Raw genomic sequence first — 16838 nt, forward strand, 5'->3', positions numbered from 1 at the left:
CAGTCCACGGAGCGACCCTGGCCGCACGGTGAACGGGTAAACAAAAAGGGCGCTCCGAAGAGCGCCCTTTGGCTTTGAGTATGGAAGAGCCTACTGGATCACTTCGCCATGCTGGCTGATGTCGAGGCCTTCGACTTCCTCCTGCGGCGTGACGCGCAGGCCGAAGAAGAGCTTTGTCACCATCAGCAGAACGAAGGTGCCGAGGCCGCAATAGACGATTGTTGCGACGATGCCCTTAATCTGGATGCCGACCTGCGCCCAGTTGCCCTCAAGGCCGCCGAGCGGCGCGTCGGCGCCGGTGATCGCGGCAGACGCGAACACGCCTGTCAGGACGGCGCCGACAATGCCGCCGATGGCATGCACGCCGAACACGTCGAGCGCATCGTCATAGCCGATCGCCTTCTTTACGCTTGTCGAGGCAATGAAGCAGATGATGCCCGCGGCGAGACCGATCCAGAGCGCGCCGGAAGGATCGACGAAGCCCGAAGCGGGGGTGATCGCAACGAGGCCCGCCACGGCGCCGGTGGCAAGACCGAGCAGCGTGGGCTTCCGGTGGACGATCCATTCGATGAACATCCAGGAGAGCGCGGCGGCGGCCGTCGCGATCTGCGTGACCGCCATCGCCATGCCGGCGCGGCCATCGGCTGCGAGTTCCGAACCAGCGTTGAAGCCGAACCAGCCGACCCAGAGCAGCGAAGCGCCGACCATGGTGAGGACAACATTGTGCGGAGCCATGTTCTCGGTGCCGAAGCCCTTGCGCGGGCCGAGCACGAGGCAGGCGACGAGGCCCGCGACACCGGCATTGATGTGCACCACGGTGCCGCCGGCAAAGTCGAGCACGCCGTCTTCGCTGAGGAAGCCGCCGCCCCATACCCAATGGCAGATCGGCGCGTAGATGAAGACGAGCCAGAGCGCCATGAAGACCAGCATGCTGGAAAACTTCATACGGTCGGCGAAGGCGCCGGTGATGAGGGCGGGGGTGATGATCGCGAAAGTCATCTGGAAGGTCATGAAGACGCTTTCGGGGATCGTGCCCGAAATCTCGTCGACGCCCATGCCGCTCAGGAAGAGCCGGTCGAGGCCGCCGATATAGGCATTCATCGAGCCGCCATCCTGGAAGGCCAGCGAGTAGCCGATCACCATCCAGATCACGGACATCAAGGCCGCGATGGCGAAATTCTGCGCCGTCATGGCGACGACGTTCTTCTTGCGGACCATGCCGCCATAGAACAAGGCGAGGCCCGGTATGGTCATCAGCAGCACCAGCGCGGTGGCCGTGAGCATCCATGCCGTGTCGCCGGAATTGAGCGTTGGCGCTTCTTCCTGCGCAAAGGCGCTGCCTGCTGTTGCAAGCAACGCAAAGGAGGCCGCAAGTCCCGCAGCGCCACTGCGGACAAGCGCCTTGAATCTGAAGTTGTCGGTCATCCGTTTCTCTCCATGATGCGCCGTGTGTCCGTCTCCCCGGCGGGCATCGCCCCGGCGCTTGGGCGGTTGCATCTCAAAAAGCGTGCCGCGCAGGGCCGTCGGCGCTATCTCGCTGAAATTGCGGGAAAATCCGGGCAGAGACTGCCAATCCCGGCGGCAAACACGACTATTTTCGCCAATTCCATGAGCAGTTTTCAAACTTTGCCCAAAATATAGGCTGTATGCCCCGTGTGAGTCATGGAGCGAGGGCGGGCTAATTTGCGGATGGCCGAGGTATGGGGTGGGTTTCCCGCCTTCGGGGCTTCGGCTAATGTTTGAAAAAGCCGGAGCAAAGCTCCGCAAAACAGAAAAGCGCGGCTTGAGCGCCTTATGAGGGGATGGGGAGGCCATGGCGGATCTAGGGAAAATGTGGCCCGTTGCGGTTAATGCAGCGGCGGGGCTGGTACTGGCCGGATTTATCGGCTGGCAATTCGTGGGCGGTGGCGAGGATGAGCAGGTGGCGGAAGCGCCGCCGGCGGTCGAAGCGCCCGCAGCTTCGGCGCCCATCGAGGCCGACAGGATCGAAGGCGCCGTCGGGGTCGATGCGGAGCGCATCATCAATGCGGACAAGGAGCCCGGCAACTGGCTCGCCCATGGCCGCACCTATGATGAGCAGCGTTTCTCGCCGCTCGACCAGATCACGCCTGAAAATATCGGCCAGCTCTCGCTCGCCTGGGCTCTCGACACCGACACGGCGCGCGGCCTCGAGGCGACGCCGATCGTCGTCGACGGCACCATGTACATGTCGCTCATCTGGGGCATCACAATCGCGGTCGATGCGAAATCGGGCGAAGAGCTCTGGCGCTTCGATCCGGAAGTACCCGGCGAATGGGGCCGCTATGGCTGTTGCGACGTGGTCAATCGCGGCGTGGCGGTCTGGAAGGGCCGGGTCTATGTGGCGAGTTTCGATGGTCGTCTTTTCGCGCTCGACGCGAAGGACGGTTCGGTCGTCTGGGAAGTGAACACAATCCCCGGCGCTCCCTACACCATCACCGGCGCGCCGCGCGTCTTCGACGACATGGTCGTCATCGGCAATGGCGGCGGCGAATATGGCGTGCGCGGCTACATCACCGCCTACGACACCGAGACGGGCGAAGAGCGCTGGCGCTTCTATACGGTGCCGGGCGATCCCTCGCTGCCGCTCGAACATCCCGAACTGGAAGCAGCCGTTCCGACATGGAAGGGCGGCGAATGGTGGAAGGTCGGCGGCGGCGGCACCGCATGGGATTCCATGGTCTACGAACCTGAAACCGGAACGCTCTTCGTCGGCACCGGCAATGGCTCGCCCTGGACGCGCGAGATCCGCTCGCCCGGAGGCGGCGACAATCTCTATATCTCGTCGATCCTGGCGCTCGACGCGAAGACCGGCCGTATGAAGTGGTACTACCAGACGACGCCCGGCGACAATTGGGACTACACGGCGACACAGCCCCTGATGCTTGCCGACATCGAAATCGGCGGCGAGCCCCGCAAGGTCATCATGCAGGCGCCGAAAAACGGCTTCTTCTATGTGCTCGACCGGGAAACCGGCAAGCTCATCTCGGCGAACCCGTTCTCGACCGTCACCTGGGCGAGCCATGTCGATCTGGAGACGGGCCGTCCGGTGGAAACCGGAGAGGGCGAGTATGGCGACCGCACGGCCTTCGTGCTGCCTTCCGCGAATGGCGCGCATAACTGGCACCCCATGGCTTTCCATCCCGGCACCGGCCTCGTCTATATCCCGACGCAGGACATTGCCGGCATCTATTCGCTCAGCGAACAGTGGAAGACCGAGAAGAAGTTCACGCCGAAAGAGAACTGGTGGAACACCGGCATCGACTGGACCGACTATATCGACGCGATCAACGCGCTGCCGGAACTGCCGATGGAGAAGGGCTATCTCAAGGCCTGGAATCCGGCGACAGGCGAAGTCGAATGGCAGGCCGAGTATCCGGCGCCGCTCAATGGCGGCGTGCTGGCGACGGCGGGCAATCTCGTCTTCCAGGGCACGGCGGACGGCTATCTCTATGCCTACAAGGCCGATACGGGCGAACAGGTCTGGGCGCAGCATATCCAGACCGGCATCGTCGCGCCGCCCGTCACCTATCTGGTCGATGGCGAACAATACATCGCGGTGCTCGCAGGCTGGGGCGGCGTCAACATCGTCTCCGGCGATGCGCGCACATCGGCGGCAGCGAAATACGGCAATCAGGGCCGCCTGCTCACGTTCAAGCTCGGCGGCGGCGGTGTGCTCCCGAAGCTTGCGATGCTCGACCAGTCGATCCCGGAATGGCCGCCGCTCACCGCCTCCGAAGAAACCGTGCGTCAGGGCGAGATTGGTTATTCGACCTACTGCATGCTCTGCCACGGCGCACTTGCCGTGTCGCCGGGTGTCACGCCCGATCTGCGCCGCATGGGCGAAAGCACGCGCGAACACATTCAGGATATCGTGCGCGGCGGTATTCTCTCCGATAATGGAATGGCGAGCTTCGCCGACCATCTGTCGGAAGAGGATGTCGATGCGATCCTCTCCTATGTGCAGAAGCGGGCGCTTGAGGACCGGGCGCGGCAACAGCCGACGAACTGATCCGCTGCCTTGATCGAGAAAGCCCCGGAACGAAATTTCCGGGGCTTTTCTTTTCTAGTGCAGAGCCTTTTCCACGGCACGACCGACACGGAGCAGCTTTTCCTCCGTGAACGGAGCAGCCTGTAGCATCAGACCAACCGGCAGTCCTTGCCCGTCATAGCCGGCAGGAAGCGTCATCGCGCAAAGCCCGAGCTGGTTTCCCATCGTCGTGTTGCGGAGCGCCATGCGGTTCGCCTTGCCATAGGCCTCGCCGCCATCGATCAATGCCGCGATCGGCGGCGGTGAAATCGCCACTGTCGGCATCAGCACTGCATCGGCACCCGCCGTCGCCGCGAGGTAGCGCGCGCGAATATCGGCGCGCTCCATATCCGCCCGGATGATGTCGCCTGCCATCAGCCTTTCGCCCGCCATCACGCGGTCGCGGACGGGCTGATAAATGTCGTTCGCGTTGGCTTGGAGCATCTCGCCCCATTGCGCATAGGCATCGGCGACGAGACGGCTCCCTTTCGGGTCCCAGGCAAGCCTGTGCACCTCGTCGAGCTCGGGGAGCGGATGTTCGACTATTCTGGCGCCGGCATGAACGAGGCGGCGGATCGCACCTTCAAGCGCGGCGGCGACGCCCTCTTCCAGTTCCGACCAGCCAATGCCACCCGGAAGCATGAAAACCGCGCGGGAGAGATCGAAGGGCTCGATGGCGCGCGCCTGTTTCCCTTCAAGCAAGGCGAACATCGCCGCGGCGTCTTCCACGTCCTTTGCGAGCGGCCCTACCGTGTCGAATGTCGGCGATAGCGGCACGGTGCCGGTGAGGGGCAGAGATCCGCTTGTCGTTTTCAGCCCGACCAGCCCGTTCCACGCGGCGGGAATGCGCACCGAGCCGCCAGTGTCGGTGCCGATGGCGCCCGCCGCCAGATCCCGCGCGACCGAAACCGCGGCACCCGCCGACGAGCCACCCGGCACGCGCTCGATCTTCTCGTCGCATGCATTGGCCGGCGTGCCGAATTTCGGGTTGATGCCGAGGCCTGAAAAGGCGATCTCGGTCATCGTCGTCTTGCCGAGGCAGACGGCGCCCGCCCGGGTCGCTCGCGCCAGCACTTCGGCATCGCGCGCAGGCACCCGGTCTTTCAGCGGCAGTGAGCCTGCCGCCGTCGCCGCGCCCGCAGTGTCGAAGAGGTCCTTCCATGAAAGCGGCACACCGTCCAGCGCGTGGCGGCGCAGGCCCCGCTTCGCCCGGTCCGCCGCCGCGGCCGCCTCGGCCCGGGCGCGTTTCTCAAGCAGGCGCACATAGATGCGATGGTCCGGGTCCGCCGCCGCCGCGCGGGCGAGAAAATCTTCCGTCGCGTCGCGCGGATCGGCCTCCCCCCGCTCAAAAAGGTCGCCCAGCGCCCGCGCCGTCATGTTGCCGAAATCCATTTGCCGCTCCTTATTTCGCCGAAGACTAGGCATAGGGCGCGCCTGCGTCCATCCGGCGCTTGCCTTGGGCGGGCTTACGACCGATCTTCCCTTTCATGAGCAATGCACCGGATAGCGATGTGCTGATTGTCGGCGGGGGCCTTTCCGGCCTGCCGCTTGCCCTCGCCTGCGCGCAGGGCGGGCTTTCGGTCACGGTCATCGATGCGCTCGATCCCGCGACCGTCACGGATGCGGCATTCGACGGCCGCGTCTCGGCCATCGCGCTTGCCTCCTGCCGGATGCTGGACAGCCTCGGTGTCACCGCTCATCTCGAGGGTCAGATGCAGCCGATCAACGACATCATGGTGTCGGATGGGCGGGTGCGCGAAGGTGCCTCGCCGCTCTTCCTCCATTTCGATCACAAGGAAATCGGCGCCGAGCCGCTCGGCAATCTGATCGAGAACCGGCATGTCCGGATCGCGATGCAGAAAGCGGTCGAAGCGGAGCCGCTCATTCGCCTCATCGCGCCGCGCTTCGTGAAACATGTCGAATATGGCGCGCGCGTCACCGCCACGCTCGACAATGGCGAAGAGGTAACCGCGCGTCTCTGCTTCGCCGCCGATGGCCGCAACTCGCCGACGCGCGAAGCGGCGGGCATCAGGACGGTCGGCTGGGATTACGGCCAGACCGGCATTGTCTGCACCGTCGAGCATGAATTGCCGCATGAGGGTGTGGCGCAGGAATATTTCCTGCCCGGCGGCCCTTTCGCGATCCTGCCCATGGTCGGCAACCGTTCCTCGCTTGTCTGGACGGAGAAGACGGCGGATGCGAAAGCGATCCTCGCCCTTGGCGATGAAGCCTTCGCGGATGAGATGCGTGCCCGCTTCGGCGACTATCTCGGCGCTTGCGCGCCCACGGGTCCGCGCTGGTCCTATCCGCTGACGCTGCAGCTCGCGCGCGATTATGTGCGCCCGCGCCTCGCGCTTATCGGCGATGCGGCGCATGGCATTCATCCGATTGCGGGGCAGGGGCTCAATCTCGGGCTTCGCGATGTTGCGGCGGCGGCGGAAGTCGTGGTCGATGCGGCGCGGCTCGGCCTCGATATCGGCGCCCTCGACGTGCTGGAGCGTTACCAGCGCTGGCGCCGTTTCGACAATGTGGCGCTCTCCCTGCTGATGGACGGGCTCAACCGCCTCTTCTCGAACGATATCGGCCCGGTCCGCCTTGCGCGGGATCTGGGACTCGGCATCGTCCAGCAGATCGGCCCCGCCCGGCGCTTCTTCATGCGCCATGCCGGCGGCGTCGTCGGCGATCTGCCGCGCCTCCTGAAGGACGAGACGGTTTAGTCCCGGCTCAGCCCCTGCCGCTCCAGCGCCGTGATGTAGTCTGTCCAGATTTTCTCGCTGTCCCGGCCCAGCCGGTAGAGCGTCTCCCAAGTATAGAGGCCGGTGTCGTGGCCATCGTCGAAGACGATCCTCACCGCGTAATTGCCGACAGGCTCGAGCGTCACGATGGCGACATTGGCCTTGCCGGGCACGGTCTTCTTCTGCGCGCCGCCATGCCCCTGCACCTCGGCGGAAGGGCTTTCCACGCGCAGCAATTCGGCGGGCAGCGCGAAGCTCACGCCGTCATCGAATGCGATTTCGAGAATGCGCTCGGCCTTTTTCAGCTTGATGCCGGTCGGCCAGGGCGCGGCGCCCGCGTCACTCATCGTCGAGCGAGCGTGCCTCGTCCGTCAGCATGATCGGAATGCCGTCGCGGATCGGAAAGGCGAGGCGGGCCTTTTCGGAGATCAGTTCCTGCCGCTCGCGGTCGTAACGCAGCGTGGTCTTCGTCACCGGGCAGACGAGGATTTCGAGAAGCTTCGGGTCCACTTCCATTTTCGGTGCGCGGGCCGTGTCTTGTGTTTCGCTCATGAGTTCGGTCTTCCTTATTGCACGGTCGCATCGCCGGGGGTGAGTTCGCGCAGCGCCTTCTCGGTCAGCGCGATCAGCATCTGGTTGCGGTCCTCGAGTGTTTTCGCCTCAAGCAGCGCCTGTTTCTCGCGCGGCCCATAAGGGCTGATCGTGCAGAGCGAGTTCACCAGCGTTTCGTTCGAGGAAAGACGGATCGCGCGCCAGTCGGCCTGCAGGCCATGCGTGTCGAGATATTCCTTCAGGATTTCCAGCAGGCGTTCGCGGCTCACCTTGTCCTGGTCGTGACCCGCCGTGAGATCGTCGGCGAATTCATCCCAGCTCACTTCGCATTGCCGGTAGGGCGTCATGGCGGGCAGCTCGCCCGTGATGCGGAAACGCGCAATGCCCGTCAGCGTGATGACAATGCGCCCGTCGCCCGTCTCCGCGAAGGAGGTGATGCGGCCCGCGCAACCAATCGCGCAGAGCGGCGGCTTCTTGCCCTCTATCTGCGAGGCGGCAATCGCCTCGTCGCCGTCCGGCTGCACCATGCCGATGATGCGGTCGCCGCGAATGGCGTCGTCCACCATCTTCAGGTAGCGATCCTCGAAAATATTGAGCGGCAGCTGTCCGCGCGGCAGCAATATGGCGCCCGCCAGCGGAAAAACGGGGAGCACCCCCGGCAGGTCGGCAGTGTCGCTATATTGCTCCGTGAGCGTCATAATTCTCTTTCGGTCAACTGAACAGGATCGACGACAGCCGGCGCCTGCCGCTCAGCGTCGCTTCGTCCTTGGGGCCGTAAGCGTCGAAAAACTCGACGAGTTGCTTGCGGGCTGCCTGGTCGTTCCAGTTGCGGTCATATTCGATGCTGATGAGAAGCTGGTCGAGCGCGCCTTCCTTGTCGCCGCGCGCATTGAGTGCGAGCGCGAGGTCGAAGCGTGCCTGGTGGTCTTTCGGATTGGCCTCGACCTTCGCCTGCAATTCGCCGACATCGCCGAGGTCGCCCGCCTTCTCCGCCAGCGAAAGTGCTGCTTCGGCGGCGGCAATTTCCGGGTCGTTGCGGGCGTCGGGGCGAACGAGCGCCAGCGTCTGCTTCGCGCGGTCGAGATCGCCCGCCTCGATGTAGCAACGCGCGAGCCCCGCGACGGCGGCAGGGTTGCCCGGCTCTTCCTGCGCGGCCTGCGCGAAAGCCTGCGCGGCCTGCGACAGGTCGCCCGCCTCGCGCGCTTCGCGGCCGATCTCGATCAGTTCCTCGGCAGGCGAGGGTCCGACATCGCCCGCAAGCCGCGCGATGAAAGCCTTGATCTGGCTTTCGGGCAGCGCGCCCATGAAGCCGTCCACCGGCTGGCCGTTCCTGAAGGCATAGACCGCCGGGATCGACTGGATGCGGAGTTGCTGCGCGACCGCCGGGTGGTCGTCGATGTTCATCTTCACGAGCTTCACCGCGCCCCGCGCCGCCCGCACCGCGTTTTCCAGCACGGGGGTGAGCTGCTTGCAGGGGCCGCACCAGGGCGCCCAGAAATCGACGATAACGGGCACATCGCGCGAGGCTTCGATCACGTCGCGCGCAAAGGTCTGCGTCGTCGTATCGACGATGAGGTCGTCCGCGCCGAGGGCGGCGTCGTTTCCGATAATCGGTTCCATGCCAGTCCGGGCCTTTTATCTGTGCCGCTCCGATAAAGATGGAGCGGCTTCCTTTGGAAGCAATGGTTTAGCCCGGCCCGCCCGGCCCGCGCAAGAAATCGGCAAAATCTTTGTGATGCGGCTGGCAAAGCGCCCGGCGGCTCCACACATAAGAGCTTCATGGGCAATATCAGGGGGGACGCCGATGTCTGCAGGTATTTTCAGGGTCGTACTCGCGCTTTCGGGCGCGCTGGTGATTTTTCTCGGCCTCAACGTCGCTCTGGGCGGCATTCCGACCATGAGCTGGCTCGGCGAGCGGCCTTTCCTCGCGGTGACGGATGAGGCCCAATATCTGCTGATCGACAATCACATCCGCTTTTTCGGCGGGCTTTTCGTGGGCTTTGGCCTCTTCATGCTCTTTGCCGTCACCGATCCGGTGAAATACCGGCAGGCCTTGACGGTTATTTTCGCGGCGATCTTCATCGGCGGTCTGGCGCGGTTTTCGGCACCAGAAATGGACGTTGTCTTCGAGAACGAGATTATCGGCTCACTGGCGGCCGAATTGCTGCTGATGCCGGTGCTGGTGTTCTGGCTGTCGCGGCTCGGCCGGCGCTAGTCTCCCTCCGCCGCCGCCACGAGGTCGATGATCAGCGGCTCGTGGCCGGTCAGCGCCAGGAATTTTATGAAGTCCTCGCGGGAAATCGCCGTCGTCGCGGTGTTTTCCAGCGGATGGTAGTGCAGCCGCTCATGCTCCAGCATCGGCGCGTCGAGCACCACCGTCACCTTGCCCTCGCGGTCGTTCACCAGCGCGAAAGGCGTCACGGAGCCGGGGCGTACGCCCAGCATCTCCCAGAGGAGGTCCGCATTGCCGAAAGAGAGCCGCGCCCCGCCGACAGGCTTCGACAGCCGGTTGAGCTTCAATTCGTGCGCCTCCAACGTCACGATCAGGAAAAGCCGGCCCTTCTTGTCCTTCAGGAAGAGGTTCTTGCAGAAGGCGCCTTCGCGCTCGGCGTCCGGCCATGAGGCCCGGTGGGCCTCGGCCTCCTCCACGGTGTGGAGAGGCGCATGATGGCGCGTTTGATGGCCGATCCCCGCCCGGTCGAGCCAGGCGAGGAAGGCTTCGCCGGTATGGAAGGGCGGTGAGGAGGGGGTGTCGGACATGGCGGCTTTCCTCGCATGGGAGAGGCCCGCCCGGCAAGCCCGGCCCGGGCGAAATCCCTCGCATTTCCCGCCGCATCTCCCCCTTGCAAAGGGCCGGGCGATGGGTCATAACACGGCCCTCATAAGGACGGGGCTCCGGCTGCCGTCATCGGATGCGGGTGTAGCTCAGGGGTAGAGCACAACCTTGCCAAGGTTGGGGTCGAGGGTTCGAATCCCTTCGCCCGCTCCAATTTTCGAAGCCGCCCGAGAGGCGGCTTTTTCTTTGTGACCGTCCGGGGATGAGAGAGGTGTTTTCATGATTTCAGGTACCGCCGCCTGTCCCTGCAATTCCGGCCTCGCCTTTGCGAGCTGCTGCGAGCCCTATCTCACTGGCGCAAAACTGCCGCCCTTGCCCGAGGCGCTGATGCGCTCGCGCTATTCGGCCTTCGCCACCGGCAATATCGGCTATCTCGAGGAAACGCTGCTGCCCGGCACGCGGGACGATTTCGACCGCAAGGGCGCCGCCGAATGGGCCGCCGCCAGCGAATGGACCGGCCTCGAGGTTCGCCACACCGAAGGCGGCGGTCCGGGCGAAGACAAGGGCGTCGTCGAATTCGTCGCCCATTACCGGCAGGACGGCGCCGACCGTGTGCATCACGAAACGGCGACCTTCAAGCGCCAGGACGGCCGCTGGTGGTATGTCGACGGCATCATGGGCGTGCGTCCCCGCCAGGTCGAAAAGATCGGCCGCAACGATCCCTGCTCCTGCGGTTCGGGAAAGAAATACAAGAAGTGCTGCGGCATCGCGGCGTGAGGGCGCCGATACTTCCCTGATACGGCGGTTCATGCTCCACTGCGCCAGCCCCGATTCAAGAGGGCGTATGAGTGCTGCGGGGGAGAGTTTTCATGGTGGGTGCCGTCGACAAGACTGCCGGTGACGAGCCGGTTCGCGTGCAGGTGCCGGGTCAGGCGAGCGCGCAACTTCTCTCCGCCACCGGCGATCATGCGGCAAACGGGCTCGGCCAGTGGAGCTGGGCAATCTTCGAATGGGCCCGCAATCCATACGTCATCCTCATCACCATCTATATTTTCGCCCCCTATTTCTCGAGCACCGTCGTCGGCGATCCGGTTCGCGGCCAGGCCATCTGGGGCAACATCAACGGCATCGCCGGTTTCTTCATCGCCTGTCTCGGGCCGGTGCTCGGCGCCATCGCGGATACGGGCGGCAAGCGCAAGCCCTGGATCGCCTTCTTCATCGCGGTCATGGTGCCGGCGATCTTCATGCTCTGGTGGGCGCTGCCCGGCGGCGAGGGACTTTCCATCCTCACCATCGCCGCGCTCATCGTGCTGATTGCGGTCGCCTTCGAATTCTCCGCCGTCTTCCACAATTCGATGCTGCCCGCCGTCGCACCGCATGAGCGGATCGGCTTTCTCTCAGGCCTCGGCCTTGCGCTCGGCAATGCGGGCGCGCTGCTCATTCTCTGTTTCATGCTCTGGGCCTTCATGCTGCCGGGCATGGTGCCGTGGGGCTTCATCCCCGACAGCCCACTTTTCGGCATCGACACGGCGGCGCATGAAAACAGCCGCGTCGCCGGCCCCATCGTCGCCGTCTGGATGCTTCTCTTCTCGCTGCCGCTTCTTCTCTGGACGCCGGATGTGAAGGGCGAGGGCGTGCCGGTCGGCACCGCCATCCGCCGCGGCATCGGCTCCGTCGTCGGCACGGTGAAGAAGCTCCGCCACTACCGCAACATCGCGATCTATCTCGGCGCGCGCATGTTCTACAATGACGGCAAGACGGCGGTGCTCGTCTTCGGCGGCGTCTATGCGGCGGGCGTCTTCGGCTGGGATGTGCTGACGCTCACGATCTACGGCATCGTGCTGTCGGTCTTCGCGGTCGCGGGCGGCTTTTTCGGCGGCTGGCTCGATGACAGGTTCGGTTCAAAGCGCGCCATCCTCGTCTCGATCGGCGGCACCTGTATCGGGCTCGTGTTCGCGATCTCGATGACGCCGACGGAAATGTTCTTCTTCCTCCCCTACGATCCCGCCACCGCGCCGCCGATCTGGGATCTGCCGTTCTTCCGCACACTGCCTGAACTCATGTATCTGATCGTCGTCCTCATCATCGCGATCTGCATCACGGCGGCCTATGCGAACAGCCGCACCATGCTCGCGCGCATCGCGCCCGTCTCCAAGATGTCGGAATTCTTCGGCATCTATGCGCTTTCCGGCACGGCGACGGCCTTTCTCGGTCCGCTGCTCGTCGGTGTGGCGACGCATTATTTCCAGAGCCAGCGTCTCGGCTTCGCCTCCATTCTCGTGCTGCTCGGCATCGGATTTGCCGGTATGATGTTCGTGAAGGAAGAACGCGCGGAGGCAATCGATTGAGCCCCATCGTCGAAGGCATTGTGCCCGGACTTCAGGCGCCGCACGACACGCAGGACGGGGAGCCGGCGTCGAACTGGGCTCAAGGTGCGTGGGTGCTCTACGAATGGGCGAACCAGACCTATTTCTCGCTCATCACCATCTTTCTGTTTCCGCCTTTCTTCACGCAGGTGCTGGCGGAGAACCCCATTCAGGGCCAGGCCTATTGGGGCTATGTGCAGGCGGCGGCCGGCATTTCCATCGCGCTGATGAGCCCGCTTCTCGGCGCCATGGCGGATGCGGCGGGACCGCGCAAACCGTGGATCGTCTTCTCCACGCTCTTCTGCGCCGCCGGCTGTTTCGGTCTCTGGTTCGCGGTGCCGGGCCAGCCGCTGCTTCCCGTTGCCATCGCGCTCGTCGTCGCGGCGATCGGCATGGAGCTCACCATCATCTTCGCGAATGCCATGCTGCCGACCATCGCCTCCGACCGGCGCATCGGTCTGCTCTCCGGCATCGGCATCGGCGTCGGCCAGCTCGCGGCCATCGTCGCGCTCGTTCTCGTGCTGCTCTTCCTGCAATTGCCGGGCGAGGTCAGCGCGCCATTCATTCCGGACGAGCCGCTTTTCGGCCTCTCGAAGGAAGCGCATGAGACGGACCGTATCGTCGGGCCGATCTCCGGCCTCTGGTTCCTCATCTTCATGCTGCCGTTGCTCTTTCTCGTGCCGGACCAGAAGACGCGCGGCCTCAGCCGCCGTCAGGCCGCGAAGGAAGGTCTCTTCCGTCTCTGGCAGACGCTGAAATCCGTAAAGCATTTCCGCAATGTCGGCATCTATCTCGCTGCCCGCATGCTCTTTTATGACGGCATGACGGCGATCTTCGTCTTTGGCGGCATTCTCGCGGCGTCGCTTTTTGGCTGGGGCGCGATGGAGATGGCGGTCTACGGCATCTGGGTCACGCTCTTCGCGGCCTTCGGCGCTTTCGTGGGCGGATGGGTCGATCTCAAGATCGGCTCGAAGAAGACGCTGATCCGCGCCCTTGTCGGTGTCATCGTCACCTTCCTCATCCTTCTTTCCTTCGACAGGGACCGGATTTTCTATGTGATCGAAATCCCGGTCGCCGCCGATGCAGGCACCTTCACCACGCTGCCGCAGCAGCTTTTCCTGCTCACCGTCGGCCTTTTCGGCATGATGGTCGGCCCGGTCATCGCTTCGAGCCGCACCATGATGGCGCGCATCGCGCCGAGGGAAATGATGACGGAGTTCTTCGGCCTCTTCGCACTGGTCGGAAAGGCGACGGCCTGGATCGCGCCGCTTCTCATCGGCATCGTTACCGAGGCGACACAGAACCAGCGTTATGGATTGATGGTCGTGGTGCCGCTGATATTGATAGGCCTTGCCGGTCTTTTCATGGTGAAGGAAGAACGTTCGGCCGCCGTGGTTCACTGAGCCGGTTGCCCTTTCGCGGGCTGAAGGCTATCCATCGCTTCTTGCCGCGCCGTTTTCGGGGGATATCGCTACATGGCCAAAAAGTCGCTGTCGGAACGGCTCATCCGCCGCTTCTATTACAAATATTTCGCCCGCAATATTCTCTATGAATTGCAGATGCGCGCGCGCTCGCAATCGGCGGATTATGCGGAAGCGCATATGGCGGATGCGATCATCTTCGAAGATGCGGCCAAGATGCTGAAATACTGCGTGAAACATGCGCCGGAGGGCGCGGTGCTGGAATTCGGCGTCGCCGATGGCGGCTCGATCGCCGAAATCGCCTCCGTCCATAAAGGCACGGTTCACGGCTTCGACAGTTTCGAAGGACTGCCGGAAGACTGGTCGGGCCACACCGAAGCCGCCGGCACCTTCGACCGGGGCGGCACGCTTCCGAAAGTCCCGAAGAATGTCGAGCTTCACAAAGGCTGGTTCAGCGACACGATCCCGGTCTGGAAAGCCGCCCATCCCGATCCGGTCGGCTTTCTCCACATGGATTGCGACATCTATTCATCGACGCGCGACGTGCTCGCGCTGATGAAGGACAGGCTCCGCCCCGGCACGATCATCAAGTTCGACGAGTATTTCAACTACCCGAACTGGCAGAAACACGAGTTTCGGGCGTGGCAGGAATTCGTCGCCGAGCATGGCGTCGAATACCGCTACATCGCCTTCACGGCGCTGCATGGCCGCGTCGCGGTGGAGATCGTGAAGATCTGATCTTGCTCAGTGGCGGAAGTGGCGCATCCCCGTCATCACCATGGCGAGGCCCTTTTCGTCCGCCGCCGCGATCACCTCGTCGTCGCGCACCGAGCCGCCCGGCTGAATGACAGCCGTCGCGCCTGCTTCCGCCGCCGAAAGAAGTCCGTCGGCGAAGGGGAAGAAGGCGTCGGACGCGACGACGGAGCCAATGGTGGCGGGCGTCTTTTCGCCGGCCGCCTCCGCCGCATCCTGCGCCTTGCGTGCCGCGATGCGCGCTGAGTCCACGCGGCTCATCTGGCCCGCGCCGATGCCGACGGTGGCGCCATTCTTCACATAGATGATCGCGTTCGACTTCACATGCTTGCAGACGCGGAAGGCGAATTTGAGGTCTTCCATTTCCTGCGCCGTCGGCGCGCGCTTCGTCACCACCTTGAGGTCGAGCGTGTCGACGCGGCCATTGTCGCGCGACTGGACGAGCAGCCCGCCCGCGACCGATTTGTAGAAGAGGCCGGCTGTGGCGGGGTCGGGCAGTCCGTGGGTAATCAGCAGGCGGAGGTTCTTCTTCGCGCCGATGATGCGGCGTGCGTCCTCGTCCGCTTCCGGCGCGATGATCACTTCGGTGAAGATGCGCGCGATTTCTTCCGCCGTCTCGCCGTCAAGCGGCCGGTTCGCGGCGATGATGCCGCCAAAGGCCGAAACAGGGTCGCAGGCCAGGGCCTTGCGGTAGGCGTCGGCCAGCGTCGCACCGGTCGCGACGCCGCAAGGGTTCGCGTGCTTGATGATCGCGATGGCGGGCGCGAGCTTGGGGTCGAATTCGCCGACCAGTTCGAAGGCCGCATCCGTGTCGTTGATGTTGTTGTAGGAAAGCTCCTTGCCCTGCAACTGTTCGGCATTCGACACGCCGGGGCGGTTCTCGCCCGTCACATAGAAGCTCGCCACCTGATGCGGGTTCTCGCCATAGCGGAGCGTCTGTTTCAGCGAGCCGCCAAAGGCGCGGTAGTCGGGTGCCGTCTCGCCGATGGCATTCGCGAACCAGTTGGAGATCGCCGCGTCGTAAGCCGCCGTCCGCGCATAGGCCTTCTGCGCGAGGCGTTTCCTGAGCACGAGCGAGGTGCCGCCCTTGCCGGTGATTTCCTCGATCACGGCGGCATAGTCCGCGCCGTCCACGATCACGCCGACATAGGCATGGTTCTTCGCCGCCGCGCGGATCATGGCCGGGCCGCCAATGTCGATATTCTCGACGCATTCGTCGTAAGCCGCACCCTTCGCTACCGTCGCCTCGAAGGGATAGAGATTGACGCAGAGAAGGTCGATGCCCGCGATCCCGTGTTCCTTCATCGCGGCGGCGTGCTCCGCGTCGTCGCGCACCGCCAGCAACCCGCCATGTACCTTCGGGTGCAGCGTCTTCACGCGCCCGTCCATCATCTCGGGAAAGCCCGTCAGGTCCGCCACGTCCTTCACCGGCAGCGCCGCGTCCTTGATCGCCTTCGCCGTGCCGCCGGTCGAGATCAGCTCAACGCCCGCCCCGTGCAGCGCGCGGGCAAAGTCGATCAGCCCGGTCTTGTCGGAGACGGAGAGGAGGGCGCGGCGGACGCGCTGGATATCGGCGGCTTCGGGGTGGGATTTGGAGGAGGTCATGGGGCGCGGGTTCCGGTCTGGCGGGCAGGGGAGGGATGGGCCGGGCGATAGCACGAAATGGCGGCAAGCGCCAAGCTGGCGTCGATGAATTGGCTCCCCCTCCATTACCTCAGAGGTCATCGAAATACCGGCGGCGGGCCGCTAGGCTCACCCATCCTCATCAACCTGCCGGAAAGAGCAAGCCCATGGACATCTCCTATCTCCCCTTCGCCAACCTTCTCGGGATCGAAATTGTCGAGGCAAAACCGGAGCTTGTGGTGGCGAGGCTCGCCGTCCGCAAGGAGCTTTGCACCATCCCGGACATCCTGCATGGCGGCGCCATCATGTCCTTCGCCGATACGGTGGGGGCGGTTGCGACCGTCCTCAACCTCCCCGAAGGCGCCTCCACCACGACCGTCGAGAGCAAGACCAATTTCCTCGCCCCTGTGCCGCTCGGCGACACCGCCATCGCCACCTGCGAGGCCTTCCACAAGGGCGGAAGGCTGATGGTCTGGCAGACGAAAATCACCAGAAACGACGGCCGCCTCTGCGCCGTCGTCACGCAGAGCCAGATGGTGCTGAAGCCCGAGAAGAAGGGCTAGA

16 protein-coding genes and 1 tRNA gene are annotated in these 16838 nt (G+C 64.1%); 9 read left to right on the plus strand and 8 right to left on the minus strand.

What is annotated here, in order from left to right:
* Positions 1-90: 90 nt before the first annotated feature.
* Positions 91-1425 (minus strand): ammonium transporter, encoded by a 1335-nt coding sequence (locus PLAV_RS06625; protein ID WP_012110199.1) that lies wholly within the window; start codon positions 1423-1425, stop codon positions 91-93.
* Between the two features lie 388 nt (positions 1426-1813).
* On the opposite strand from PLAV_RS06625, the gene PLAV_RS06630 reads away from it, so the two are divergent.
* The gene (locus PLAV_RS06630; protein WP_012110200.1) at positions 1814-4030 is read left to right on the plus strand and encodes a PQQ-dependent dehydrogenase, methanol/ethanol family; all 2217 of its coding nucleotides are present in this window, start codon (positions 1814-1816) and stop codon (positions 4028-4030) included.
* Positions 4031-4084: 54 nt separating this feature from the next.
* Here the strand turns inward: PLAV_RS06630 and PLAV_RS06635 are convergent, their stop codons facing one another.
* Positions 4085-5440 carry an amidase gene (locus tag PLAV_RS06635; RefSeq protein ID WP_012110201.1) on the minus strand — a complete coding sequence of 452 codons (1356 nt, stop codon included), beginning with the start codon at positions 5438-5440 and terminating at the stop codon, positions 4085-4087.
* Between the two features lie 95 nt (positions 5441-5535).
* Between PLAV_RS06635 and PLAV_RS06640 the strand changes: the two genes are divergently transcribed.
* Positions 5536-6765, plus strand: coding sequence for an FAD-dependent monooxygenase (locus PLAV_RS06640; RefSeq protein WP_012110202.1), 1230 nt, complete (start codon positions 5536-5538; stop codon positions 6763-6765).
* Here the strand turns inward: PLAV_RS06640 and PLAV_RS06645 are convergent.
* From PLAV_RS06645 to trxA, 4 genes are read right to left on the minus strand one after another with little or no spacing between them, the layout of a single operon-like run.
* Positions 6762-7130 (minus strand): gamma-butyrobetaine hydroxylase family protein, encoded by a 369-nt coding sequence (locus tag PLAV_RS06645; RefSeq protein WP_012110203.1) that lies wholly within the window; start codon positions 7128-7130, stop codon positions 6762-6764. The genes PLAV_RS06640 and PLAV_RS06645 overlap by 4 nt on opposite strands.
* Positions 7123-7335, minus strand: a complete 213-nt coding sequence (locus PLAV_RS06650) for a Trm112 family protein (protein WP_012110204.1) — start codon at positions 7333-7335, stop codon at positions 7123-7125. Before PLAV_RS06650 ends, PLAV_RS06645 begins: the two co-directional genes overlap by 8 nt.
* 14 nt (positions 7336-7349) lie before the next feature.
* Positions 7350-8033 (minus strand): LON peptidase substrate-binding domain-containing protein, encoded by a 684-nt coding sequence (locus PLAV_RS06655; protein ID WP_012110205.1) that lies wholly within the window; start codon positions 8031-8033, stop codon positions 7350-7352.
* A gap of 13 nt (positions 8034-8046) precedes the next feature.
* Complete coding sequence (gene trxA, locus PLAV_RS06660; protein ID WP_012110206.1) at positions 8047-8955, minus strand: thioredoxin; 909 nt, start codon at positions 8953-8955, stop codon at positions 8047-8049.
* Between the two features lie 184 nt (positions 8956-9139).
* Here trxA and PLAV_RS19625 point away from each other — a divergent pair, with 184 nt between their 5' ends.
* Positions 9140-9550, plus strand: coding sequence for a DUF4345 domain-containing protein (locus PLAV_RS19625; protein WP_041535884.1), 411 nt, complete (start codon positions 9140-9142; stop codon positions 9548-9550).
* On the opposite strand, the gene PLAV_RS06670 is transcribed toward PLAV_RS19625, so the two are convergent.
* Entirely contained in the window at positions 9547-10095 is a 549-nt protein-coding gene (locus PLAV_RS06670; protein ID WP_012110208.1) for a prolyl-tRNA synthetase associated domain-containing protein, read from the minus strand. The genes PLAV_RS19625 and PLAV_RS06670 overlap by 4 nt on opposite strands.
* Positions 10096-10249: 154 nt before the next feature.
* On the opposite strand from PLAV_RS06670, the gene PLAV_RS06675 reads away from it, so the two are divergent.
* The 5 genes from PLAV_RS06675 (at position 10250) to PLAV_RS06695 (ending at position 14636) form a co-directional block, all read left to right on the plus strand.
* Positions 10250-10324 (plus strand) — tRNA-Gly (locus tag PLAV_RS06675).
* A gap of 66 nt (positions 10325-10390) precedes the next feature.
* Positions 10391-10888 (plus strand): YchJ family protein, encoded by a 498-nt coding sequence (locus tag PLAV_RS06680; protein WP_012110209.1) that lies wholly within the window; start codon positions 10391-10393, stop codon positions 10886-10888.
* Positions 10889-10980: 92 nt separating this feature from the next.
* Entirely contained in the window at positions 10981-12459 is a 1479-nt protein-coding gene (locus tag PLAV_RS06685) for an MFS transporter (RefSeq protein ID WP_012110210.1), read from the plus strand.
* Positions 12456-13880, plus strand: a complete 1425-nt coding sequence (locus PLAV_RS06690) for an MFS transporter (RefSeq protein ID WP_012110211.1) — start codon at positions 12456-12458, stop codon at positions 13878-13880. The genes PLAV_RS06685 and PLAV_RS06690 overlap by 4 nt, the downstream gene beginning before the upstream one ends.
* Before the next feature lie 72 nt (positions 13881-13952).
* Complete coding sequence (locus tag PLAV_RS06695) at positions 13953-14636, plus strand: TylF/MycF/NovP-related O-methyltransferase (RefSeq protein WP_012110212.1); 684 nt, start codon at positions 13953-13955, stop codon at positions 14634-14636.
* A gap of 6 nt (positions 14637-14642) precedes the next feature.
* On the opposite strand, the gene purH is transcribed toward PLAV_RS06695, so the two are convergent.
* Complete coding sequence (purH, locus tag PLAV_RS06700; RefSeq protein WP_012110213.1) at positions 14643-16256, minus strand: bifunctional phosphoribosylaminoimidazolecarboxamide formyltransferase/IMP cyclohydrolase; 1614 nt, start codon at positions 16254-16256, stop codon at positions 14643-14645.
* Positions 16257-16441: 185 nt separating this feature from the next.
* On the opposite strand from purH, the gene PLAV_RS06705 reads away from it, so the two are divergent.
* Complete coding sequence (locus tag PLAV_RS06705) at positions 16442-16837, plus strand: PaaI family thioesterase (protein WP_012110214.1); 396 nt, start codon at positions 16442-16444, stop codon at positions 16835-16837.
* Position 16838: the final 1 nt, after the last annotated feature.

The sequence above is a fragment of the Parvibaculum lavamentivorans DS-1 genome (genome assembly GCF_000017565.1).
Lineage (GTDB): Bacteria > Pseudomonadota > Alphaproteobacteria > Parvibaculales > Parvibaculaceae > Parvibaculum > Parvibaculum lavamentivorans.